This window comes from Bacillus sp. X1(2014) (genome assembly GCF_007678255.1).
This window is the reverse complement of sequence record NZ_VEED01000005.1, coordinates 167445-190445: the sequence shown is the minus strand read 5'-3', so window position 1 is coordinate 190445 and position 23001 is coordinate 167445. Positions and strand designations below refer to the sequence as shown.

The 23001-nt window shown below is 42.1% G+C and carries 20 protein-coding genes and 1 pseudogene; 2 read left to right on the top strand and 19 right to left on the bottom strand.

Going from position 1 to position 23001, the window contains the following annotated elements; translation table 11 throughout:
• Positions 1 to 19 precede the first annotated feature (19 nt).
• From rbsK to FS608_RS12420, 7 genes are all read right to left on the bottom strand, one after another.
• Positions 20 to 949, bottom strand: coding sequence for a ribokinase (gene rbsK, locus FS608_RS12450; RefSeq protein WP_260871659.1), 930 nt, complete (start codon positions 947 to 949; stop codon positions 20 to 22).
• A 111-nt stretch (positions 950 to 1060) separates the two neighbouring features.
• Entirely contained in the window at positions 1061 to 3247 is a 2187-nt protein-coding gene (locus FS608_RS12445) for an ADP-ribosylglycohydrolase family protein (RefSeq protein ID WP_144550406.1), read from the bottom strand.
• 15 nt (positions 3248 to 3262) lie between these two features.
• Positions 3263 to 4090, bottom strand: a complete 828-nt coding sequence (locus tag FS608_RS12440) for a carbohydrate ABC transporter permease (RefSeq protein ID WP_144550404.1) — start codon at positions 4088 to 4090, stop codon at positions 3263 to 3265.
• Positions 4090 to 5013 (bottom strand): carbohydrate ABC transporter permease, encoded by a 924-nt coding sequence (locus FS608_RS12435; protein ID WP_260871658.1) that lies wholly within the window; start codon positions 5011 to 5013, stop codon positions 4090 to 4092. The genes FS608_RS12440 and FS608_RS12435 overlap by 1 nt, the downstream gene beginning before the upstream one ends.
• Positions 5014 to 5065: 52 nt before the next feature.
• Positions 5066 to 6373, bottom strand: a complete 1308-nt coding sequence (locus tag FS608_RS12430; protein WP_186328700.1) for an ABC transporter substrate-binding protein — start codon at positions 6371 to 6373, stop codon at positions 5066 to 5068.
• 102 nt (positions 6374 to 6475) lie between these two features.
• On the bottom strand, positions 6476 to 8224 hold the full coding sequence (locus FS608_RS12425; RefSeq protein WP_144550399.1) for a cache domain-containing sensor histidine kinase: 1749 nt from the start codon (positions 8222 to 8224) through the stop codon (positions 6476 to 6478).
• A complete protein-coding gene (locus tag FS608_RS12420) occupies positions 8221 to 9318 on the bottom strand; it encodes a response regulator (protein ID WP_144550397.1) in 1098 nt (365 codons plus the stop codon). Before FS608_RS12420 ends, FS608_RS12425 begins: the two co-directional genes overlap by 4 nt.
• Before the next feature lie 178 nt (positions 9319 to 9496).
• Between FS608_RS12420 and FS608_RS12415 the strand changes: the two are divergent.
• Positions 9497 to 9786 (top strand): annotated as a pseudogene (locus FS608_RS12415) (HNH endonuclease).
• Between the two features lie 184 nt (positions 9787 to 9970).
• On the opposite strand, the gene galE reads toward FS608_RS12415, so the two are convergent.
• The 10 genes from galE to FS608_RS12365 form a co-directional block, all read right to left on the bottom strand.
• On the bottom strand, positions 9971 to 11008 hold the full coding sequence (gene galE, locus FS608_RS12410) for a UDP-glucose 4-epimerase GalE (protein ID WP_144550395.1): 1038 nt from the start codon (positions 11006 to 11008) through the stop codon (positions 9971 to 9973).
• Between the two features lie 232 nt (positions 11009 to 11240).
• Positions 11241 to 12203 (bottom strand): VOC family protein, encoded by a 963-nt coding sequence (locus tag FS608_RS12405; RefSeq protein ID WP_144550393.1) that lies wholly within the window; start codon positions 12201 to 12203, stop codon positions 11241 to 11243.
• Positions 12204 to 12233: 30 nt separating this feature from the next.
• Entirely contained in the window at positions 12234 to 13019 is a 786-nt protein-coding gene (locus FS608_RS12400; RefSeq protein ID WP_144550391.1) for an SDR family NAD(P)-dependent oxidoreductase, read from the bottom strand.
• Positions 13020 to 13045: 26 nt separating this feature from the next.
• Complete coding sequence (locus tag FS608_RS12395) at positions 13046 to 13555, bottom strand: aromatic-ring-hydroxylating dioxygenase subunit beta (RefSeq protein WP_144550389.1); 510 nt, start codon at positions 13553 to 13555, stop codon at positions 13046 to 13048.
• A 48-nt stretch (positions 13556 to 13603) separates the two neighbouring features.
• Positions 13604 to 14908, bottom strand: coding sequence for an aromatic ring-hydroxylating oxygenase subunit alpha (locus tag FS608_RS12390; RefSeq protein ID WP_144550387.1), 1305 nt, complete (start codon positions 14906 to 14908; stop codon positions 13604 to 13606).
• 97 nt (positions 14909 to 15005) lie between these two features.
• Positions 15006 to 15791, bottom strand: coding sequence for an aspartate dehydrogenase (gene nadX, locus FS608_RS12385; protein ID WP_144550385.1), 786 nt, complete (start codon positions 15789 to 15791; stop codon positions 15006 to 15008).
• A gap of 12 nt (positions 15792 to 15803) precedes the next feature.
• Positions 15804 to 17249, bottom strand: coding sequence for an aldehyde dehydrogenase family protein (locus FS608_RS12380; RefSeq protein ID WP_144550383.1), 1446 nt, complete (start codon positions 17247 to 17249; stop codon positions 15804 to 15806).
• 12 nt (positions 17250 to 17261) lie between these two features.
• Positions 17262 to 18950 carry a thiamine pyrophosphate-binding protein gene (locus FS608_RS12375; protein WP_144550381.1) on the bottom strand — a complete coding sequence of 563 codons (1689 nt, stop codon included), beginning with the start codon at positions 18948 to 18950 and terminating at the stop codon, positions 17262 to 17264.
• Between the two features lie 26 nt (positions 18951 to 18976).
• A complete protein-coding gene (locus FS608_RS12370) occupies positions 18977 to 19768 on the bottom strand; it encodes an SDR family oxidoreductase (RefSeq protein ID WP_144550379.1) in 792 nt (263 codons plus the stop codon).
• A gap of 19 nt (positions 19769 to 19787) precedes the next feature.
• A complete protein-coding gene (locus FS608_RS12365; protein ID WP_144550377.1) occupies positions 19788 to 20702 on the bottom strand; it encodes a VOC family protein in 915 nt (304 codons plus the stop codon).
• Positions 20703 to 20778: 76 nt separating this feature from the next.
• On the opposite strand from FS608_RS12365, the gene FS608_RS30770 reads away from it, so the two are divergent.
• Positions 20779 to 20916 carry a hypothetical protein gene (locus FS608_RS30770; RefSeq protein ID WP_222127343.1) on the top strand — a complete coding sequence of 46 codons (138 nt, stop codon included), beginning with the start codon at positions 20779 to 20781 and terminating at the stop codon, positions 20914 to 20916.
• A gap of 97 nt (positions 20917 to 21013) precedes the next feature.
• On the opposite strand, the gene FS608_RS12360 is transcribed toward FS608_RS30770, so the two are convergent.
• Positions 21014 to 21550, bottom strand: a complete 537-nt coding sequence (locus tag FS608_RS12360) for a cupin domain-containing protein (protein WP_144550375.1) — start codon at positions 21548 to 21550, stop codon at positions 21014 to 21016.
• A 144-nt stretch (positions 21551 to 21694) separates the two neighbouring features.
• Positions 21695 to 22972 carry an MFS transporter gene (locus tag FS608_RS12355; protein WP_144550373.1) on the bottom strand — a complete coding sequence of 426 codons (1278 nt, stop codon included), beginning with the start codon at positions 22970 to 22972 and terminating at the stop codon, positions 21695 to 21697.
• Positions 22973 to 23001: the final 29 nt, after the last annotated feature.

Here is a 23001-nt window from a genome sequence, read left to right as displayed (position 1 = left end):
CCTTTTCCCCTCACGGTTATTAAAGTAACTCAGTTGTATTCAATTCAAGAAACTTCTCAATTTCTTCTTTCAATGGAATCGAAATCTGGGCGCCTTCCCTTGTAACCGCAATAGCAGAGGCAGCAGTGGCAAACAAAAGTGCCTCCTTTGTATCCTTACCAAAAGTTTTAGCTGCCGCAAAAGAACCGATAAACGTGTCTCCAGCAGCTGTTGTATCAACCGCGTTCACCTTAAACCCGGGTGTTGAGATCCTTGATTCACTCCGGGAATAATAGTGCGAGCCCTGCTCGCCGAGAGTTAAAATGACTGCCTTTACCCCATGGTTCATCAGAAAATTGATCGCTTGCTCTTCTGTCTCTTTCTTGTCAATACGGATGCCTGTAACCATTTCAATCTCAGTCTCATTTAAAATTAGAACATCAATCAAAGGAAAAGCATCAATTGGGATCTCCAAAGCAGGTGCCGGATTAACATACGTTTGGATCCGCCGTAACGCTGCTTCTTTTAGGACAAAAAAAGTTGTTTCAAATGGAATTTCATTTTGCAGCAAAAGTACATCTGCTTCATCTAATAAGTGTAATCGTTCCTCTACATCCTTTATCGAAAGCTTCCCATTAGATCCTTCCGATAATATAATCGTATTTTCTCCAGACTGTTCGACCGTAATAAAGGCCATTCCTGATGTTCCGTCTTTTTTGATAATTTCACTCGTATCCACGTTCATTTTTTCTAACGAAGTGACAAGCTCCAAACTAAACGGATCCTTCCCAACTGCACCCAGCATCGTCACTTGACCGCCTGCTAATGCAGCAGCCACCGCCTGATTGGCACCTTTTCCTCCTGGTGAGTAAACCGTCCCCTGTCCTTTAATCGTTTCACCTGGAAGAGGGTGCTTTGCAACTCGATTAACAATATCCATATTTATACTTCCAACGACAAGAATATTCATTGTTATCCGCCCCATTTTAAAAAGATACACCCGGTATAGCTCTCATCACGCTTATATCGAATTAACAGGGAAAGAGACCCTCTGAAACACAGGTCTCTTTCCCTTTCATTCCTACAAACCCTTCACCCAAAAACCTGCATAATGGGTATGGCTTCTGTTAAAGTTAGAGAACCCAACTTGGCCAAATAAATAAGGGTTATCATTATCTGTATACTCGATCACCTTATCGCCATTAACGGAAACGATGAAGTGATTATCTTTTGCTTCAACCATCAATCGGTAGGACTGCTGGTCATCCCATAGGTAACTGGTTGATGCTAACGAACGGTACCCGTTGTCATTTTTGTATAAAACTATTTCATGATTCGGTGCAAGTCCAACAGCATAAGAACGTATCCCGCCTTGGACACGGAATTGAATATTATGATGTTCGCCAAGCTTCGGCTTTACTTCTGCCGAGAATTGATAGTCCTGCCACTCGCGATCACCGGTATAACATTCAGCAGGCTCACCGTAGTAACTGCCGCTTAATTCACCATCCTCCAAACTCCAGATACCACGAAGATAGGTAAATTGACTTACCTCTAAATGAAGCGGGGTCCAATGCTCCATTCGTTCATTATTAAAATTAATCTCATATTCAGGCTTTCCTGAAAAATCGAGTGAATCGAGATAAGCAATTAAACTGCCCGTGTAATATCGGTCGACGACGGGTATGAATTCCACCCCTGCCTCTTCAATATGAACGTCCTTTAATGCCGGGATACTATACTTAAGCGAAGAGAATTTACCTAACTCTACAATTTTCTCTTCACCGTAAAAATAGGATCCTTTATTTCCATCCTTCACATATAAACGGGCCTTTACACTAATACCTAGATCCTCAGGAACAAGTACCTTTGCTTCCAATGATTGCCCAGGATAAACAATCGGTGAAAAGCTTGGATCGTAGCGGCTGTCATTAAAGTCAGCTGGTTTGTAATAGGTTTTATGATAGACACGGTATGCATCTCCACCTTGAACATTATCAAAAACAACTTTTAAAGATCTTGTTCCGATTTCGGAGAACTCCTCTGAATTTTGGAGCGTACCAGTTATATGCACATTCATCTTCGAATGATGTTCCAAGCGGAACGCATGCGTAGAACCTGGATATTCAAAATGAAAACGCGGTGCCTTTCCTTCCAAGATTTCTGCCCATTCACCCGGCGGCTCTTCCCCGGCAATCAAATAGCCCAACTTAGAAATATAGGTCGCACACCACGGAATATCTACTATATTAAGCGACCCTATTACACTTGAACAACAAAGAAAATCGTTAATTGGTTTTCTCCAACTCGCATCAATTCCCCCGATTCCATTTCGAACACCAATAATCGTCCCTACATTCGCTACATTGCAATCTGTATCCCAGCCGCACATATTACAAATGTTGATTGATTGGCTGAAATCACCTTCGCCATATAAAAGGGAAAGGACAATAACAGCTGAGTTCGGAATAATATGGCAGACACCTGGATAACGGTCATAGCCATAATTCGCTTGAACAAACTTAAAGCAATCACGCCAACCGGAGTGATTCTCTTTGTAAAACCGAATCACATCCCTGGTCATCCGAGAATATTCGCTATCCGCTGGAATCACCGACAAACCGGCTTCAATGATTTTTTCAATATCTTTTTCCACAAAAGCTTGCGCTATACAAGCAGCTATAAACTCTCCGCCGTATTTTCCGTTGCCATCATGGGTGACACTCGCCATTTTACCGGCATACTCTGCTGCTAGCTGTGGATTTCCAGGAGCCACAAGTCCCCAGACATCGATGAAAATTTGACCGCCAATTTGCTCTGCCACCGCATGACCATTTTGTTCAATGGATCCAGAACGAGGGGCTGTGATTCCATTTTTTAAATTGAGGTAGGCGGTATGTTCTGTCGATTTTCCGTACCCGCCCCACCAAAAGAAGCCATGCCCATCAGGAGCGTAATTCAAGAGAGTTAATCCCATTTGTTCAGCCGTAATTTCACTAGTATGAGTAAAATCTTCGAGCGCTCGTAAAAAGAACATCGGACCGTTCGTATCATCATCAGCTGCAAAATTCTTAAATTCATGTAAATACCCAGTGATCACCCCATACGTTCTTTCAAGGCGCTCATAAGTCCAGCCTTCAACATTCCCACCATGACGGACCCCAATGACCTTACCAAGCCATCCAGCGTACACCTTTTCAATATAATCCGATGGAATACGACTGCCCTTTTTTACATTTGTAATCTGATTTACATTTATTTGACTCATATTAATTCCTCCCTATTAACCTTTAATACTACCTTCAGTTAGACCTTCAATAAATTGACGCTGTAAGAATAGGTAAAGAATGACCATCGGCAGAGTAGAAATTAGACCAGCTGCTGAAACCTTGCTCCAATCCGAACTAAAACTACCGACAAACGCTAAATACTTCGTTGAAACGGTTCGTAACTCATCCGACTGAATAAACGCATTTGCAAAGAAAAATTCATTCCAAGTCCAAAGTCCAACCAATAAAGCCACCGTTAAAAATACAGGCTTTGATAATGGAACCATTAATTTCATAAAAACTTGAAACTCGTTACAGCCATCTACCCTCGCACTTTCGAGGAGTTCCTTTGGAATTCCGATAAAAAAGGACCTTAGCAAGAAGATATTAAACGGTAGGAAGATGCCGCTATAGATGATAATCAAACCAAACAAGGAATCCATGAGGTGTAAATTTTGCCACACATAGAATAATGGAACGAGAAATAATCCCATTGGTACAGACATGGTTAGCAGTAAGAACGCCATAATCGCACTTTGCCCTTTAAATTCATATTTAGATAAGGCATAGGCCGCAAATCCACCACTGATACAAACAATGATGATGGTGGCCAGTCCCACTAGTAAACTATTAATAAAGGCCTGCCCATACTGCCCTTCCGTCCATGCGGCCATCATATTCTCAAAAGTTATTTTTGAAGGCAGGCCAAACGGACTCGTTAAAAACTCTTCCTTTGGCTTAAAGGCATTCATGAATAACAGCATGAGCGGACCTACAGCAAAGAGAAAAACACAAAATAGGAAGAAGTGGCGGGAAACAACCTCAAAAGGTTTATTTTTCATTACATATCCCAACCTTTCTTTTTCAATATTCCGAAAATAGCGATGATAATCCCGCTCAGTACAGCCATGGCTAAAGCAATCGAGCTAGCATAACCAGGTGCTTGATTTTGCAGAGCTTCCTTATACATGTAGGTGCTGATTAATTCCGTTGCATTCCCTGGACCGCCATTGGTCATAACGAACACATAATCAAACGCAGCAAACGACCAAATCATCGTTAACATCAGAATTAACATCAGTGTCGGACGTAATTGCGGAAGGATGACATACCAGAAAATCTGAACTTTATTGGCACCTTCGACGATTGCCGCTTCTTCCAAACTTTTATCCGTTTGATGTAGGGCCGTTAAGATAAGAACCATCAAGAAACCCCAATATCTCCATCCATCCACTAATGCAACGGAAAGCAAGGCAATCGCCGGATCTCCTAACCACATGGGCACATTATGAAAGCCCCATTTAGTTAACAGTGTGTTAATCCCAAAAAATGGGTTGTATATCCATGCCCATACTTTCGCACTAACCACGGTTGAAACGATTTGGGGAAGAAAAAACGTCGAACGGTAAAACATTTGTCCCCGTTTTACTTTACTAACCATATAGGCAATGATTAACGCAAAAATAATCGGAACAGTACAAAAAAGTGCCATCCACTTAAAGTTATTCCCTAACGCCGCGAAGAAGTTAGGATCTGAAAGGAGAGATTGGTAGTTTTCTAGACCAATGAATTGGGGCGGCTGAATACCATCCCAATCGGTTAATGACAGAATTAAAGTGCCGATGGTTGGACCTGCTACTACCAGGATTATTAACAGCATAGCTGGTGTAAGGAACAGCCAAGGGACGATGGCTTTTTTCCAGTTTTTTCGATTCTTTTTTTGTATGTGTATCGACTCTTTCATAACAGCTAAATCTGCACTCACTTTCGTTGTTCCTCCTTTCTATTAAGAAAAAAAGAGGAGGAAAAGATTCCTCCTAGTTAAATTTGAATAATTTCCCCTTCTCTTTGTCTTTTTCAAATTCTTTTTGTAGCTTTTCCAAATACGTATCAACATCAATCTGGCCTAACCACACAGATTCAATATTACTCCATGCAAAGGTTTCAGCCGATGGCGGCCAATACGTCCAGGCAGCATAACCAGTTTGATTATTAGCCATTGCATCGTTTAGTAAATCAAAAGATTTTTGAACATGTGGTTCCAGATTCCCTGCTTTCATGCCGTTAATTGGCAGGAATCCACCAAGTTCCAGGAGTTTTTCGGCATTTTCATTACTGTGCATCCAATCAAGTAATTTGGCCGTCTCATCTGGATGCTTAGAATTTTTGTTAATACCCACGGCTGCACCCAAGGCAAGTGGCAGATTAGCCTCAACTCCATCTTTCCAAGAAGGCATAGTAAATACATCCCAATCAAATGGCGGCGGACTTCCCTTTAGTGTAGATAACATCCAAGTCCCTTCCATTTTCATCGCAGCTTTCCCACTCATAAACAGGGTGGTCGCATCATCAAGGGTAATTGCTTGGGATTGTTTATCGTTTATATAACCGTCTTTCCAAAGGTTGTTTAATTTCGTAATCGCTTCCTTCATTTCTGGACTATTCCAAGGTATTTCCCCCGTTAAAACCTTTTTAAAGTCGTCGGCCCCGACGGTTTCATTGAAGGCTAAGGACAGCCACCATTCATTGGCAGCTTTAAAGTCAGAGCTTCCAAACGCAAATGGGATAACTCCCTTATCGTCCATTTTTTTACTAAGAGTTAGTAGTTCATCATAGCTTGTTGGAATTTCCCAGCCATTTTGCTTGAACATATCTTTGTTATAGTAAACTACTAATGTTTCATAAGTACCTGGCAGAGCAACCTGCTTCCCATTTGCTTGAACGGTTTGATAGGCCCACGGATAATAACGATCCGCCCACTTATATTTCTTGGCATACTCATCTAAAGGGAGCAAATAGTTTGCGGCCGCAAAATCCTGAGCGGAAGTTGGACCATTTAAGTTAACGACATCCGGTCCGCCTCCTGCAGCTAACTGCTGTTTAGCCAAGCCTTCGGGATCGGAGTTTTTAACAAGCTTGACTTTAATGTTCGGATTCTTCGCTTCAAATCCTTTAATGACATCGTTTTGCAGATAGTTTAAATATTCTGTCCCGCCTTGGTTATTTGCATAGATTGAAATTTCAACCTTACCTTTGGAGCTGGAAGAACCTGAACTTGTTGAGCTGCAGCCAGATATCAACAGTAGAGATGCGGCCACAGCAGGTAACCACTTGCTAATTTTCATTCCCTTTCCCCCTTTTTCACGAAAGTTTGTAAGCGTTTTCGTTACTATCATTATGACAATTAACTTTCAGATGGGACACCTCTCAGATTTGATATCATTTCTTCACTTTTTTGATTTATAGTAGGGAAGCCTCACTTGAACCGTCAATCCATACTCTTTATTTTCAAAAATGGACAGCCCGTAATTCTCTCCGTACGTCATCTTGATTCGATTATGAACATTAGCCAGTCCAATCTTTTCAAACGAGGGACGTTCATCTTTTCCATCTGTTAAAAACTTCATTAATTCTTCTATTTGTTCGGGCTCTAATCCAATTCCATTATCGGAAATTTCATAATAAAGGTGTTTAGCTTCAACAATGGCAGTAATTGATATCTTTCCTTTCCCCCCAAGAGGCTCCAAGCCATGCTGGACGGCGTTTTCTACTAGTGGCTGCAAAGTAAAGCGTGGAATCGGCTGCTCTAGTAATTCTTCAGGGATATGAAAGTCAAACTCTATACTATCTCCAGTTCGAAACCGAATAATTTCACTATATAGAAGGACATGTTGGAACTCCTCTCTCGCTTTGACCAAGGGAGTAGAACGGTCTAAGCTATAGCGAAGCATACCTGCTAATGAATCCACAACAGCCGTAATTTCACGGATCCCCTTATCCCTAGCCAGCCAGCTGACTGAGTCTAGCGTGTTATAGAGAAAATGCGGGGCAATTCTTGCCTGAAGTGCCTGGTACTGAGCTTCTTTTTGAAGATATTTAGCCTGTGATTCATTGATCCTTGAGACATGAATATCGTTGATCAATTGCTGGATCTGATCAATCATATGGTTAAAACTTTTTCCAAGTTTACCTATTTCGTCATTCCGCTTAAAATTTGACCTTGCAGCTAAGTTACCGCTCTCAACATCAAGCATGAGTTTTTGCAATCGTAGAATCGGTTTGACTAAATACGTCCGTAGAAAAAAAGCTACTCCTCCAACCGCAAGAATAATGATTAAAGCAAACAGGAACACAATATTTCTTGTCTTCTTTAATTGATTAGTGATTTCTTGATAAGGAACCACACCACTAATTTGCCAATTCGATAACGATGATGTGGAGTGAATCACCAACTCTTTCTTCCCATCCTGATTCAGAAAATAATTATCTTTTTTTGATGATGGTGCCAACAGCTTCTTGCTATTAAAGTTTTTCGGTGCATATATTTCTTCACCTTGATTATTTTTGACGACAATAAATCCGGATTGAAGCAGCCTCGATTCTTTTAAGTAGTCTTGAATTTGCTGCAGGTCGAGATCAACAATTACCGCACCAATTACCTGGCCGTTTTCTGGATCAAAGATAGATTGAACATAAGGAAGAACCCAGCGTGATTGTTCACCTATTTCTGGTGAAAGAACGGTTGGTTGTCTTAATTTTAATAGTTTCGCAAATTTTTCCTTGTTCAAATTTCCTCCTGTAGGCAAATATCTTCCCATACTATCGATTCGGGACAAATCATTCCTGATAATCGTAATTCGCTGGATGTCTTGATGAGTTAGGATCATTAACTTGGAAAAGGCTACAAAGGTTTGTGTTTTTGCATAGAGGAGATAATTCTCTGCCATTGGTTCACTTGCAAGAAGTTGAAATTCTTCATAATTGGCAACGGTTTTCGCAACCGAGTCAACATCGGTAATGTAACTGTCCAAGCGAGCTTGTACCTGCCCGATGGTTTCAGTGTTTGATTTGACTATTTTCTCTTCCAGGATGCTAGAAAAGTATTCATACCCTAAATAGCCAACCGAAAGTAAAGGCATCACCGTAAGAAATAGCAGTGTGAAAATGATTTTTTGATAGAGTGTCCCTTTGCTCATTGGCGGACACCCTTGGTTAGGAAATGGAAACGATAATCTTGTGGGGAAATTCCGCACTGTCTTTTAAAGATTCTTGAAAAATAATCAGGGTTGTCATAGCCAACTGTTTTGGAAATATCCATCACTTTAAAATTGGTTGATTCCAGCAAATTCTTGGCTTTTTCCATACGTAAGTCGACAATATATTCCGTAAAATTCTTCCCGAGCTCTTTTTTGACAACTCTGCTTAAATGTGCGGCAGATACACCAATAATTTCGGCGACCTCTTGTAGAGAGATTTCCTTATTATAATTGGAGTCCATGATTTCTTTGCATCTAATGACTAAGTCGGGTGAGGTAGTTTTTTTATACTGACCGACGATGTAAACACTAGAATTAAGTAAATGGTGGATTTTTTCCTCAATCCTAGTAAAATCTGTTTCAGGAACAATGGATTCGATCGTCTTTTCAACGATTGGTTCGATGAATCCTCTTAGTTCGTCATTGGTGATGATCCTTTTTCGAAGTGAGACCAGGAAGTCCGTCAGATATGGGATTGATTTAATCGTATCGTTTTGGGAACGCTTTCTTAATTCTGCAATAAATAATTGTGCTTTATCTGATAGTCCAGATTTATTGGCCATTTCCACACAATCGAGCAGCTCCGATTCTAAGCGGATTAACCCCATATCCCACTTTGGTTGATTTTGGAGGAGATGGGAGTATTTAACTGTTCCTTTGACAACTTCGGCCATAAGCCTGTTTAATGTCGTTCCGAATACTTCCTTATTAATCGGTTTTAACAAATAATCGGACACCCCAAAACGCATCGCCCTTGTTGCATAGGTAAAATCTGCGTAGCCGCTTAGGATTGCAATGATTATATCTGGGTACATTTTTTTAACTTTTTCCACAAGGGTTAGTCCATCCATTTTCGGCATCTTAATATCTGTAATCACGATATGCGGGGAATGTGATTGAATCAATTCTAAGGCTTCCAGACCATTTGAGACTGTTCCGATTAGGTCAAAGGAGTGGCCCATTTCTTTAATAAAGTTTGAGATTCCATTGCGGACAACCAACTCATCTTCAACAATTAGTACTTTAACTAGCATGACTAGCCTCCCATTGCTGATTCATTTTGTTACTACTATAAAAAAAGGTAGTATATTATTTTTTCATTCTATCATTATCTTTTGAGCTAAAAACCTCTTAAACTTCGACAAAAATCGGGCAGGAATGAAAAAAGTGGAGTAGTGAATAATATCTTCAAAATGAGTGGAGGGGATGATGATGGGGACATGTGAACTTTGTGGGCGGCAGATGGTGGAAACCACTGTCCATCATCTGCTTCCTAAAGAAATGGGTGGAACATTTGGAGCAACAGCCAATTTATGTATCCCCTGTCATAAGCAAATTCATGCCCTTTATACGAATGAAGAAATCGCTGCACGGTTAACCACCTTGCCTGAGTTACGAGGCGATGAAAAATTATCTAGTTTGGTTTTATTCGGTGGATTCGAAAACAACCATCCACGAAAATAATGAAAATTAAAAAATCAAATGAGCGAAAAAGAAAGTAATAGGTTTTTATCTATATCTAATGTGGAAAACGATTCCCGTTTATTTGTGACCGTCTCCTTTGAAAAATGAGGTTGACGGTAACAATTAGTAGTTATTCGTGACCCAATTCATAAAAAAAAGCCCTTACCGGTAACGATTAGGGCTCTCGTGCCTGACACCTTAAAAATGTTCATGCTGTAACGATTAGAAGTTATTGGTTATTTTCTTTTTCGTTTCATACCCATTCGGATTCATTTTCTGCCAGCGCCATGAATCTCGACACATGTCTTCAATTCCTCTAGCAGCTGTCCACCCTAGTTCCTTTTTTGCCTTGGATGGATCAGCATAACAAACAGACACATCCCCCGGCCTTCGTTCAACAATTTTATAAGGGATTTTCACCCCTGCGGCATTTTCAAATGCTATTACGATCTCGAGGACGCTATATCCTCTACCCGTTCCTAAATTAAAGGCATCCACGCCTTTTGAAGACAGGACGCGCTCCAATGCTTTCACATGACCTAAGGCAAGGTCAACAACATGAATATAATCCCTTACCCCCGAACCATCGACCGTCGGGTAATCGCTTCCAAACACCTGCAGTTCTTTCAGTTTCCCAACGGCAACCTGGGTAATAAACGGCATTAAATTATTAGGGACTCCGCTGGGATCTTCGCCAATTCTGCCGCTCTCATGTGCGCCAATAGGATTAAAATACCGCAATAACGCAATACTCCAACTAGAATCTGCCATAAATAAGTCGCGCAAAATCTCCTCAAGCATCAGCTTGGTCCGGCCATATGGATTGGTGGCGCTAAGAGGAAAATCTTCAGAAATAGGAACTCGTTCAGGCTTCCCATACACCGTCGCCGATGAACTAAACACCATATTTTTAACGCCAAATTCTTTCATCACATCACAAAGAATCAGCGTTCCAGTAATATTATTATGATAATAATGGAGTGGAAGGGAAATCGATTCGCCCACTGCTTTTAATCCAGCAAGATGAATCACCGCTTCAATGGAATGCTTTGAAAACACGTCCTTGAGGGCGGTTCGGTCAAGCAAATCAACCCTGTAATACGGAAAGTCTTTTCCCGTAATCTCTTTCACGCGATTTAATGACAACGGTCTACTATTTGTATAATTATCAACAACAATAATTTCATAGCCAGCAGTTAGTAATTCCACACACGTATGACTACCAATATAGCCAGCACCGCCTGTTACTAAAATAGCCATAAACTCCAACACTCCTCATTCATATCTGTAAAGATCCGGATTAAAAAAATTACTTTTGTAATAAAACTACCTATACTTCTATTATACAATTTCACGCTGGTGTAAGGCACTATGAATAACATGGAATTAAAGTTGAAAAGAAAACTGGAGCCAAAGAGAAGTAAAAAAAACAGACTTTCTCCTAATACGAAAAAGTCTGCTTCTTCTATAGAGTCAATTCCTGGCGTTAAAATCAAAATCTTTCGAGCAATTCGATGATTACTTTGTATGTAGCGGTAGTATCCATATATACATATCGGCCTTTTCCATTCCAGAAATTGCCCCTTTGAATGACTGGATAGCCCATATCCTCTAACAGTTTCACTTTCTCCTCCATATCCTTTACCACAAAGGAAATATGGTGAACCCCTTCGCCATATGTTTCAAGGTGCTTTTTCCACGTGCTTGGTGAATCACCCGGCTCGATTAATTCTAGTTGAAGCAATGGGGTATTTATAAACATGTATTTGGAGTCAGCCTCCGTTGGCTTTCCTTCAAAAATGACCTGTGTAAGCTCACTTGGGCCAGATTGAATCACAGGTGGCTTTTCGATACCTAGTAACTTGCAGTATGCATCCGCAGCGGCGTCCAAATCCCTCACGACAATGGCAAGTTGCTCCACTTTATTGGTTCCTAGTAAGGGAGTGAAGATATCGGTATTTGGTGCCGTATCTCTAGGCTCAGCACTTTCTAGCAGTTCTATTAGCGTCTTATAACTATTTAACGTATCCACATATACATATCTTCCATCACTAGATGTAAATTCCCCGCTTTGCAGTAACGGAAATCCGTTTTCCTCAAAAACAGGCAGCTTCTCTTTAATAGATTTCACATCAAAGGCGAAATGATGGACACCTTCCCCCACCGTATCTAAAAATTCGCGCATGGTGCCAGGTTCCAAGTCCGGTTCGATCAATTCGATTTGTACTGTTGGTGTGTTTAAAAATACGAGTTTACTACGGGAATCGGTTGGCTGACCGCGAAAGACCACTTTAGAAACATCACGGTCACCTGTTAAAAACCATTGAGGTTTTGGTATCCCAAGGAGCTGTGCAAATGCTTCGGATGTTTGCTCAATATCATGAACAACGATTGCGATTTGGTTAATGACGTTATTTCCAGCTAACGGCTTTTTTTCCGTCAATGACTCGGTCATGCATATTCCCCCAGTTATTTCATACTAAAATCAACCTAGTCCGCGAACGGCCAAGCCTCCATCACTTGAAATCACTTCACCCGTAATCGCGCGGGCCTGATCAGAAGCAAGCAGGAGATAGGCTCCGACATGATCTTCCGATTGCATCGCAATTTGGAGTGGATTCCGTTTCTTTATACTCTTCTCTTTTGTCTCATTATCGACTATTTTTACAAAGGGCTGCAGCGGCGGAATGACATGGAGTGCGGTTAACGTTCCTCCAGGCGCGACCGCATTCACTCGAATGTCTGGTGCTAATTCAAACGCCAATTGCCGCATTAATCCAATTTGGGCATGCTTGCTCGCCGTATACCAAACCCCGCCGCCATCCGGATAAAATCCAGCACCAGAAACAGTGAAAATCATATTCCCAGCTGTTTTCTTAAGTTCGGCTGTAACCGCTTTGGCCCCATTAAAATATCCCTTTACATTGATAGTAAATAGCAGGTCATAAGCATCCGACATCGCTTCCGGAGTAACATTTTCAAATTTGGCGAATCCATCGAATACCCCCGCATTTGCTACATAGACATCTAATTTCCCATAGGTTTCGACAGCTGTTTGCACGGCACGCACATGGTCTTCATATATCGTCACGTCGCCTTCAACGCATTGAACCTGTTCTCCAAATTGCTGTTTGAGCTCATTTAATCCGGCTAGAGACCGATCAAGGATGGTGACAACAGCACCCTCTTTCACAAATGCCTCGGTGACAGCTTTTCCAATCCCGGAGGCACCTCCGGTCAAATAGACTGATTTTCCTGTAAGTTGAGCCATCTTGGTGCTCCTTTCTACTTTAGTAACTATACAAAAATAGCCAGATTCCTAGTATTTAATGTCGTTTGATCCACAATAAAAACCCGCTTAGATAGCTTCCATTCCCCATCAACATAGGTAAACTCATCTTGACGCTCCCCTGAAATCAAATCATGATGGATATCAGTACTTCGGCTGCGGTAGATGGTTAAATAACTGTGAACAACTGCCTTTTCATTCGGAACGTACTCAATGAGGCGCACATTATTGACAGACCTCCGTGTCCGCGACGGCGGTATCTCAGCCCAGGCGTAATCCGTTTTTAAGCGATCAACGCGGATTTTCAATAATTCAATATCATCATCAAATGCAAACATATCTAATGAATAATCAGGCCGCTCAATCCCTTCCTTATTGACCCGAACCGGCATTTGATAGGAAATGTCTGGATGCAGCAGGTTAAACCAGCCATCAAAATCAATATCATCAAGAAACTTGGCCTCAACATACAGCCATTGTTCAAATTCATAGGTTGCCAGCATTTTCTCTAAACTCATACATGACTCCTCCCAACATTCATACGTATTTCAAAATGCTCTCCCGCATCAGGTCGTCATCAAATCGAGCCAGTAACGATAAAAGTTCCGTTGATTAGCCTCTGTGAATTTATCATCAAAAACCACACCAGGCCCAACAAAGTCCTCCACAGGTTGACGATGTAATCCCATCGTATAATTAAAGGTCAATTGTTTCACTAAAGGCATCGTACCAGAGGCAGCCGCAGTAATATCCGTAAATACCTCAGTATCATCTTGTTCAAAAATTCCAGACGGGCTGAATGTTAAAATAAACGACTCACGCGAACGCTTTTTCCAATCGAGTGAAGCATGCTTCTCGACTAAAAACCAAGTAATGACCTCCATTTTGTCGACCCCAACTGGCCTCCAGAGACGAACTGAAGTATTTGAGATTAACTGTCCTTTTACCTTTGTATGAGAAATTAAGAAAGATAAATTCGGAAAAATATTCCCAATCATATTTTTTAAATTAGACAAAACGTCATATTGTTCTTCGGTTAAATTGGATTTAAATTCATCCTTGAGCTCTTCAGGAAAAGCAAAATCAGGATTCGGCGTGCCAAGATTTAAACCATGTCCATGGTTTGTATGGATTTGATACCCCTTTTTGGAATAGGTAGCACTTGGAACCATTCCTAATTTAACAATCGATCCATGCGTCACCATCGTATGGTAGGAATCACCGACAAAATTATCAGCACCAATTTTCCAGTTCGATTGAATAATAAATCGTTGCGGCGGCCCGACTACTTCCATTTCGGCACGTCCCACTAAAATATCAAGGTACCATTTAAAGTCACCTAGAAAATCTTCTAATGATTCTGCTTCGTCATTCCATGTACCAAAGATCAGGCCTTTATAGGTTTCAATTTTGACTTTATGAAGGCCTAAACCCGATTTATCAAAACCTTCACCGTAAATATCCTTTTGGAGCGGAACGCCGACACAATCGCCATTGTTTTTAAAATTAAAGCCATGATATGGACAGGTAAACGAAGATTTATTACCAGCATCTGCCCGGCAAAGCTTCATGCCGCGGTGGGTACACATATTATAGAGGCCGCGAATTTCACCATCCGCACCACGTGTAAGAATGACAGAATATCCAGCTACATCTCTCGTAATGAAATCATTTTTATTGGGGATTTCCGATTCATGACCAATAAACAACCAGGTTTTTAAAAATACCTTCTTGTGCTCAATGTCATAAATCTTTGGGTCACCTAAAAGCGAGGCAGGAATGGAACCTTCTTCTGGTCGAACGGATTCGATTAAGTATTCAATGGCTTCTTTTTGCGACATTTCTTCAAGATTGATGTTCGTTTTAATCATAGGCCTATCCCCCTAATTTTTTCCTTATATTCACAGGAGAATGAGATCAACTCTTCGGGTTTCCCCTGTTTTTTACTATAATAAAATTATTTTATCATTATCCCACTTTAACAACCGCATCTTTATTTTTCAAAACAGACAACACACTCAGCGCAGCCAAGTAACTTGTCTTCGGATTATTTGGCATTGGATCATTTTCCACTTGAAGTGATAGTTTTCCGAAAGAACCGGACGCCTCAATCGAGTGACTATTTTTCTTTACGGTTGGATCAGAGATAATTTTCACACCTGTTTGATCTGGTCCTAGTCCCGCTAAAGACAAAATAATCGATACATTAATGTTTTTCGGAAATAATTCAATCGCTTCATTCGCCGTGCCTTCGAACATCACTTGTGCTCGGTCAGCTGGCGCTCCAGGCAATGCTTGCGGCGGTTTCCTAGTAATAATCGAAACCGATTCTAGTTCGCCTATCGATTTAGCTGCCTTCAGGACATCCAATCCACCGATGGCCCCAGCGGGTAAATGGATTCTCGTACCGCTTGCTTGACAGATTCCTTCAAGTTCCCGGTAAAAGTCCACATCGGCTAGGGCACCGACACTGCTTAACACTAAATCTTTTCCATTTGTTAGAATAGAAGCCGCATAGTCTTTCACCACTTCAATGGTCGCAGCTTCAATCACAACGTCAATCGCAGAATCTTCGATTAACAGTTGAACATCCTGATAGTTTACTGTATCAAACTCCGCAGCAAGTTGCTCCGCTGTTTGTTTGTTCCGAGTATAGAGGCCGACAATTCTACCACCTGGAAGAAGTCCTTCGATATTGATGCGTTGAAGAAGGAACTTGCCAATATTTCCTCCCCCAATTAATCCTATTCTCATCTGGATTCCTCCTTAATTGGCCAAACCATAAGAATCTGCAAAATATTCGAGCCCGCAATGCCTTGTTTCACGAGAGAGACCGCTTTCCTTTAACCCAGGAAAATCAAGATGAAGGTCTTGGAAAACCGTATGATTATTATGAAAAACAGCCCCTGCCTCCAATCGATCAGCCAACTTCACGGCCATTGCTTCATCCTCTGTCCAAACAGACGCCCTCAATCCGAATTCACTGTCATTAGCTAATCGTACGACTTCATCAACATCGGTAAACGGTAAAATCGGAATCACCGGACCAAATTGTTCAGCACGCACGATTTCACTTGTTTGTTCTACTCCAGTTATAATTGTCGGTGCAATAAAATAACCTTGTTCCCACGATTCCGGGTCGAGCTGAATTCCTCCCGTAATCACATTGGCTCCTGCATCAACAGCCCGTTTAATCAAGCCATTCACATAATCATATTGGGATTTATTATTTAAAGGACCCATTTCGACATCCGGTTGAATTCCATTGCCCACTCGAATGCGGCTAAATTCCTTTGTTAATTTTTCAACAACCTCTTCGTAACGGGATTCGTGCACATAGATCCTTTTAATGGCGGAGCACACTTGCCCTGCCGCACGAAGAACACCAAACCTGAGACGCTTCACAGCTTCATCATCTAAATTTGCATCAGCAAGAAGAATTGCTGCATCATTCCCGCCCAGTTCCATATACAGTTTTTTGACGGTCCCGGCAGCGGCACGCATAATTTCCTTGCCTGTTTCCGTACTGCCCACAAAAGCAATCGTGCGAACCCGCGGGTCGGAACACAATGCGTCCCCTATAACACCACCAGATCCTGTTACCACATTAATGACCCCATCCGGAAAATAGGAAGCTACCACTTTTAAAAAAGTCATAATTGTTAAGGGACAACTCGTTGCCGGCTTCACCACGACGGTATTTCCTGCCAACACCGCAGGGATAACGCGCTTAAAGGTAAGAATCAGCGGGGAGTTCCATGGAGAGATGATCGCTGCCACCCCGCGTGGACGTTTGCGGATTTGCACCTTTTGACCCCCTGGCAGGCTCTCAGGTTTCCACCATTCAAGAAGTTCGTCTGCACCTTGTTTCATGATATCGACACAACGGAGCAAATCTTTCTTCGCTTCAACCAACACCTTGCCATTCTCGCGAACTAGTAAACTAACATTCTCTTCAACAACTGCTTTAATCTCTTCAGCTGCGAGCCTCATCCGGTTTGCCCGGTCTTCAATCTCACTTTGCGACCAGCTTTCATAGGCTTTAGCTGCGGTTCCCACTGCCTCTTCTACATCCGCTTTTGAACATAAAGCAACTTCGCCGACCACTTCGCTCGTCTGTGCTGGATTGATGACCTTTGCTGTATTTTCAGATACAATCCACTGTCCGCCAATTAAGTATTTTCCTGAAACATAAGGATGTGTTGAAATCACGTTTATTCCTCCCTACAACTTTTTCGGTTTGAAAGCATCGGCTGCACCTGGAGGACCTCCAAATGGTTTCGCCATCGGTCCGACTGCTTCCATATCGACCACAATCATGCTAGGCTTTTTGCTTGCAACGGCCTTTTCCAGTTCTGTGACAAATTCTGCAGCTGAACCAATTCGCGCGGCATCAAATCCCATCGATTGCGCTAATAATACAAAGTCAGGACTCATTAAATCAACCGCTACCTGACGACCATATGCCGCATCTTGAATATTTCGGAGCACTCCGTAGCCAGCATCATCAAATAGAACGACAATCAAAGGCAGTTTCTCTTGGGCAGCGGTGGCCATTTCACCGACATTAACCATAAATCCGCCATCTCCTGCCATTAACACAACAGACTGATCTTTATTGGCCATTTGCGCACCAATCGCCGTTGGCAGCCCTTGACCAATTCCCCCACCTGATGCGTGAATCGATGTTCTTGGCTCATAGATTTCAAATAACCGGCTTCCCCATACATTTGCCTGAACAGTTACATCCCGGACTAAAATTGTGTTTTTAGGCAATGCTTTTCGCATGCCATCGAGGATTTGCTCATAAGGACCAAGCGTCGCTCGTAACTGGGTCCGCAATTCTTCGCGAACGGACTGCACTTCATCAAGATAAGAAGGATCCGGAACCACTGTCGTTTGAGCTAATGCTTGATTTAAACCTTGTAAAATATGTTTGGCATCGCCGACAAGTCCATAGCTAGTTTCATAGTTTCGATTCATCGCCTGCCAATCAGCATCAATCGCGATATGTTCATTTGGAGCAGGGACTTTCCAGTTCGCTGTTTCATTTCCTCTAAATCTCACGCCAATACTGATCAACAAATCAGCATCTTTCAAGAGGTTTTTCGTTAATTCATTCGCAGCAAAGTGGCCGATACATTGTGGATGATCTTCAGGTATACTTCCTTTACCCGATTGGCTGGTGATTACAGCTGCCCCAATCTTTTCGGCAAGCGCTGTCACCTCTTTGGATGCGCCAGAAGTAATCACCCCTCCTCCTGCCCAAATAACCGGCCGGCGAGCATGACTAATTTTGCTTACTACCTCTTCTGGTAGGGGTGGAATGGTTTGATTGGATGGAGCTATTACGCTGATTGCCTCAATTGAAAGATTAGGAATAATAGCCGATTGAAAATCAATGGGGATTTCAAGTGTTACAGGTCCTGCTGGATAAGCAAACGCGTCTTGGATCGCTTGTCTAACGACAGCACCTGCTTGCTCAGGTCTTCTTAACCGAACGGCTTTTTTACAAGAGCCTTCCATCATTGATAACTGGTCTTTACATTCATGGATATATCCTCTGCCTGTCCCTAAGTAAGAGGAGGCCACCTCACCGGTAAGATGCAGAACAGGTACACCTGCGGCCCATGCTTCAATTAATGAGCCAGCTGCATTTCCCGCCCCTGTTCCTGTACTCGTGATCACGACGCCCAATTTACCTGTTGCTCTGGCATAGCCATCTGCCATATTGGCCGCTCCACTCTCTCCGCGGGAACAAACTAAATGGATACTACCTTCGCGGAGAATCGCATCGTAAATCGGCATATTGTGGATACTCACAATTCCAAACGCTACTTCGACACCTGCACGAACAAGTTCTTGGACCACTGCGTCAGCTGTTGTAAATTCTAATTGCTTCACTTCACTCATCATTCATTCCTGCCTTTATCTATGAATTAAAGCGCTTTCCCGAGCGCTCCAGCTGTTTCAATTGTTGAACCTGATACATAACTTGCTTTATTTGAGGCTAAAAATAAGATCACACTAGCTACTTCCTCTGCTTCTCCTACTCTGCCTAGAGGGATATTCCGCTTTTTCGCTAAGTCTGCATAATAGTCTTCAGCATTCATATCCGGAGCATTTTTCAATCTTCTCCGTTCCCATTGATCAGTACGAATTAAACCTAGGCTGACTGAGTTGACTAAAATATTATCGGACGCAAGTTCTTGCGATAATGTCTTGCTTAAATTTAATAATCCTGCTCTCGTTGCCGCCGTGGCAATCATATGTCTTTCCGGCTCTTTTGCTAAAGTTGCATTAATATTAACGATGCGGCCGCCGCCTCGTTTAACCAAATAAGGATGAACTGCTTTCACCGCATAAATAATCGCAAAGTATTTCAATTGAATTTGCTGCTGCCATTGTTCATCGGTAACATCAAAGAAATGACCCATCACACTTTGTCCTGCCGCATTGACAAGAATATCAATTCCGCCAAAATAGTCTGCTGTACCGCTGATAAATTCGTTGACTTCATCTTTATTGGTGACGTCACAGGTTGCGGCAAAAATGGAGGCTGCTGGTCCAAATTTCGTGAGGTGATCATAAGCTTGGTCTTTGCGCTCACTATTTCTGCCGCAAACCGCTACGCTGGCCCCTTCCTGAAGAAACATCTCTGCTGTTTTTAAGCCAACACCAGAGGTTCCTCCCATAATGACCGCTACTTTACCCTTTAATCCTAAATCCATCATGACACCCCTTTATTAGCTATACCAATGTTTTTACATCAACCCATCCTGGGTCTGGCACTCCACCCATCGCTGCTCGCGTTTCCGGTTTTGGCGGTCCGGCAATGCCCCATTGATCCATTAGATGCGGTACCCTCTTCCAGACTCGTGCTCTCCATTCGGATTCATCTTCAATTGTTTCTAAATAACAGGTATATTCCATCACGAACTTCCCTGGATCTTGAAAGTAACAAAATACATTGTTACCAGGACCATGGCGGCCTGGGCCCCAAATCTCTTGATAGCCCGCTTTTCTTACATTACTGATTCCTCTCATTACCTCATCCACGGTATCCACTTCATAGGCGATATGGTTAACAGAGGCGTGAGCATCTTGATTGAAGGCAATCGAATGGTGTTTTCGGTTACAGCGCAAGAAGGACATTTGGTGTTCACTCCAGTCCGTCACCTTAAACCCTAAGACATTTGTATAAAAATCAGTAATCATATCCAGGTCTTTCGTGTTCATTACGACGTGGTTCAGTTTGACCGGATCGACGTTTTTCTTGTTCCAAATCGAGGTATGAATTTCGACCCAAGCGGATAATTCAATGCAGCGATTTTCCGGATCAACAAAGCGCAAGCCATATCCTTTTCCCTCTTCATCTAAATATCCTGGTGGGGAAACAATCTTGACACCCTTTGAAGCAAGGATTTCCGCTGCACGATCGACAGCATTTTTATCCACCATTCCAAACGCAATATGATGTAGTCCTCTTTGTTCACCTGCATGCAAACTTAATATATGGTTTTCAGGGCCTGCGCCGCGAAAATAAACCGAATGTTCATCTTGTGCCACTTTATCTAATCCCCAGATCTTTTCATAAAAATCAGCTTGTTCCTTTAGAACGGGGGTAATTAAGCTGATATGCCGTAAATGAGTAATACCTAACATCTCGCCGCCTCCAATTGTTAATAATGGCTGTGTTAAAGCAAAGGTTGATTTTACACACTCTGTTGATTGGAGCGGAATGCGCGAGACTCCTGCGGGAGTACGGGGCAGGGGAGACCCCACAGGCGCGCAGCGCCGAGGAGGCTCCCCGGCACGCCCGCGGAAAGCGAAGCGCATGGAGCGGAAATCAACAGACAAGTTTAACACAGCCCTATAAGTAAACAGGGATGATCCGTTAAAAAGTAAGAGGACCATCCCTGTCAACAAAGTAATCAGGGAGTATGTTTCCCTAAAACATCTGCCTAATTGTCTAATTACTTTCCGTTAATAATTGCTTGTCTTTCCTTAGCACGCTGGATGCGAAGTTCTTCTAAAGCACTGCCTTTTGGGTAGGTCGGTAAATTCGGCTTGACTGCACCTAACATGACAAGCATTAATGCCTCATCTTCCGTATCATTACGAAGGCCGCGATAGACACCTGGAGGAGAACTAATGCAATCCCTTTCATTTAAGACAATTTCATGGACTTCACTTTCGCCCTCTTCTTGGATAAGAGCAGTTACACTGCCTTTGATTACAAAGAATACTTCTTCGACATCATCGTGTAAATGAAGCGGGCCCATACACCCTGCTGGTAAAACCATCGTGCTTAAGGTAAAGTGTTCCGCTGCAATTACATTTGAATCATTATTCGCTGTAGCACCTCGGCCGATATATCTCATTTGTGCCCGGCGGTAAGCTGGATCAATTTCTTCCTGGAACTTCAGCACATTCCAATCAAGCGTGCGATCCTGTAACCTCGCCACATATTTCTTTTCAAAAGCTTCTACCGAAAATTTTTCCTCAGACATTTTCAACACTCCTCTTTGTTTTATATACAAAACATTGTTTTCTTTATAAACCAATAATAAATCCCAATATTATAATTGTCAATTAAAAATATTGAGAAAATTTAATATTTAAAACTATGTTTTATATAGGTAACATTTAACATACTAGATCGTCACCCGATTGGGAGGGACGCTCTCAATCTTGAGCTCAGAAGCTTCTCTTTTTAATGTAAACAAGTACGCAACGAATCCGAGCGCAGCTGCGATAATCAACATCACAATCGACGGTCCGAAGTCCCCGCCAGCGATATCAACCATAAAGCCCATAATATAGCTAGAAAACCCGCCTAGAATATTCGTGAAACCCATTAATCCAGCTGCACGGCCGGCTGTTTCAGGTGTCGAGAATTTAACCATAAATAAGTTACTTAAATGGAATACGCCCCCTTGTGTTCCCATCGCTAAGCCCATGCAAACCCCGGCCATCACTGGCTGCGGCGAAAGAATCGCTGCTGTTAAAAAAGTGGCTGTCAAAAGAAATAGAATCGTCGCAAGTAAACTAGGACGCTTTGTTTTATCCGCCAAATACCCGCAAAGTAGAACGAATCCCAAGGCAAACAGCCAAGATAACGAGGTGATTCCAGTCATAGCCTCTCTTGAGAATCCTTTCGCACCAACTAAATAAGTAGGAAGCCAAATACTAATTCCAAAAAATAAGAACGATGACACTAACATGCCGAACCAAACAATCCAATAACGGTAGTCTTGAGCAAAGTTCTGTTTTTTCGTTGGTGCTTTGGAATCTGACTGACGAATATACGCTAATTCCTGTGGATCTAAACGTGGATGTTCTTCAGGAGTATCACGTGTAAGGAAGATAAACATAGGAAGAACAATCAAAATATTAAACGCTGCTAAAACAAAAAAGGCAGCTTGCCAATGGAAGGTAGCAATCACAAGAGTTAAGATAATGGCTCCACATGCAGGTCCTAAATAGTTTCCTGCCAGCCAAGAAGATTGGGCCCGGCCAAGTTCGCGCTGGTGAAACCAGTTGGAGATAAACTTTCCGCAAATTGGAATCATCATTCCTTCACCAATACCAAGAATGACACGGCTCACGATAAACATCTCGTAGGAAGTAGATAACCCTCCAATCACCATCGTAATCGCCCAAACAATTAGACCGATGATACCTGTCTTCCTTGCCCCAAGCTTGTCTATGATAAAACCCCAGAAGATATTGGATAAGGCATAAGAAATCGTAAAGATAAAAGTAATCATTCCAATTTTTGCGTTCTTATCGGCACCAGTTAATCCTAGATCAGTTAAGAAACCTTGATCGGTTTGGATAATCGAAATCCCTAATTTATCAATTTGTCCAAAAAACCAAAAAAAGAAAATAGGCATGGCAATATAAATCCAACGTTTATTCGTTTTCAGCAAGAAAAGTGCCCCCTTTTTGTTTTGAATCC

Coding starts and splice junctions, on each gene's coding strand:
- FS608_RS12440 (WP_144550404.1), bottom strand. CDS start 4,090: ATGAAAAATAAACCTTTTGAGGTTGTTTCCCGCCACTTCTTCCTATTT.
- FS608_RS12375 (WP_144550381.1), bottom strand. CDS start 18,950: ATGAGTGAAGTGAAGCAATTAGAATTTACAACAGCTGACGCAGTGGTC.
- galE (WP_144550395.1), bottom strand. CDS start 11,008: ATGGCTATTTTAGTAACAGGCGGTGCTGGCTATATTGGTAGTCATACG.
- rbsK (WP_260871659.1), bottom strand. CDS start 949: ATGAATATTCTTGTCGTTGGAAGTATAAATATGGATATTGTTAATCGA.
- nadX (WP_144550385.1), bottom strand. CDS start 15,791: ATGAGAATAGGATTAATTGGGGGAGGAAATATTGGCAAGTTCCTTCTT.
- FS608_RS12420 (WP_144550397.1), bottom strand. CDS start 9,318: ATGCTAGTTAAAGTACTAATTGTTGAAGATGAGTTGGTTGTCCGCAAT.
- FS608_RS12395 (WP_144550389.1), bottom strand. CDS start 13,555: ATGAGTTTAGAGAAAATGCTGGCAACCTATGAATTTGAACAATGGCTG.
- FS608_RS12370 (WP_144550379.1), bottom strand. CDS start 19,768: ATGGATTTAGGATTAAAGGGTAAAGTAGCGGTCATTATGGGAGGAACC.
- FS608_RS12430 (WP_186328700.1), bottom strand. CDS start 6,373: ATGAAAATTAGCAAGTGGTTACCTGCTGTGGCCGCATCTCTACTGTTG.
- FS608_RS12425 (WP_144550399.1), bottom strand. CDS start 8,224: ATGAGCAAAGGGACACTCTATCAAAAAATCATTTTCACACTGCTATTT.
- FS608_RS12445 (WP_144550406.1), bottom strand. CDS start 3,247: ATGAGTCAAATAAATGTAAATCAGATTACAAATGTAAAAAAGGGCAGT.
- FS608_RS12400 (WP_144550391.1), bottom strand. CDS start 13,019: ATGGCTCAACTTACAGGAAAATCAGTCTATTTGACCGGAGGTGCCTCC.
- FS608_RS30770 (WP_222127343.1), top strand. CDS start 20,779: ATGCGCGAGACTCCTGCGGGAGTACGGGGCAGGGGAGACCCCACAGGC.
- FS608_RS12360 (WP_144550375.1), bottom strand. CDS start 21,550: ATGTCTGAGGAAAAATTTTCGGTAGAAGCTTTTGAAAAGAAATATGTG.
- FS608_RS12390 (WP_144550387.1), bottom strand. CDS start 14,908: ATGATTAAAACGAACATCAATCTTGAAGAAATGTCGCAAAAAGAAGCC.
- FS608_RS12405 (WP_144550393.1), bottom strand. CDS start 12,203: ATGACCGAGTCATTGACGGAAAAAAAGCCGTTAGCTGGAAATAACGTC.
- FS608_RS12365 (WP_144550377.1), bottom strand. CDS start 20,702: ATGTTAGGTATTACTCATTTACGGCATATCAGCTTAATTACCCCCGTT.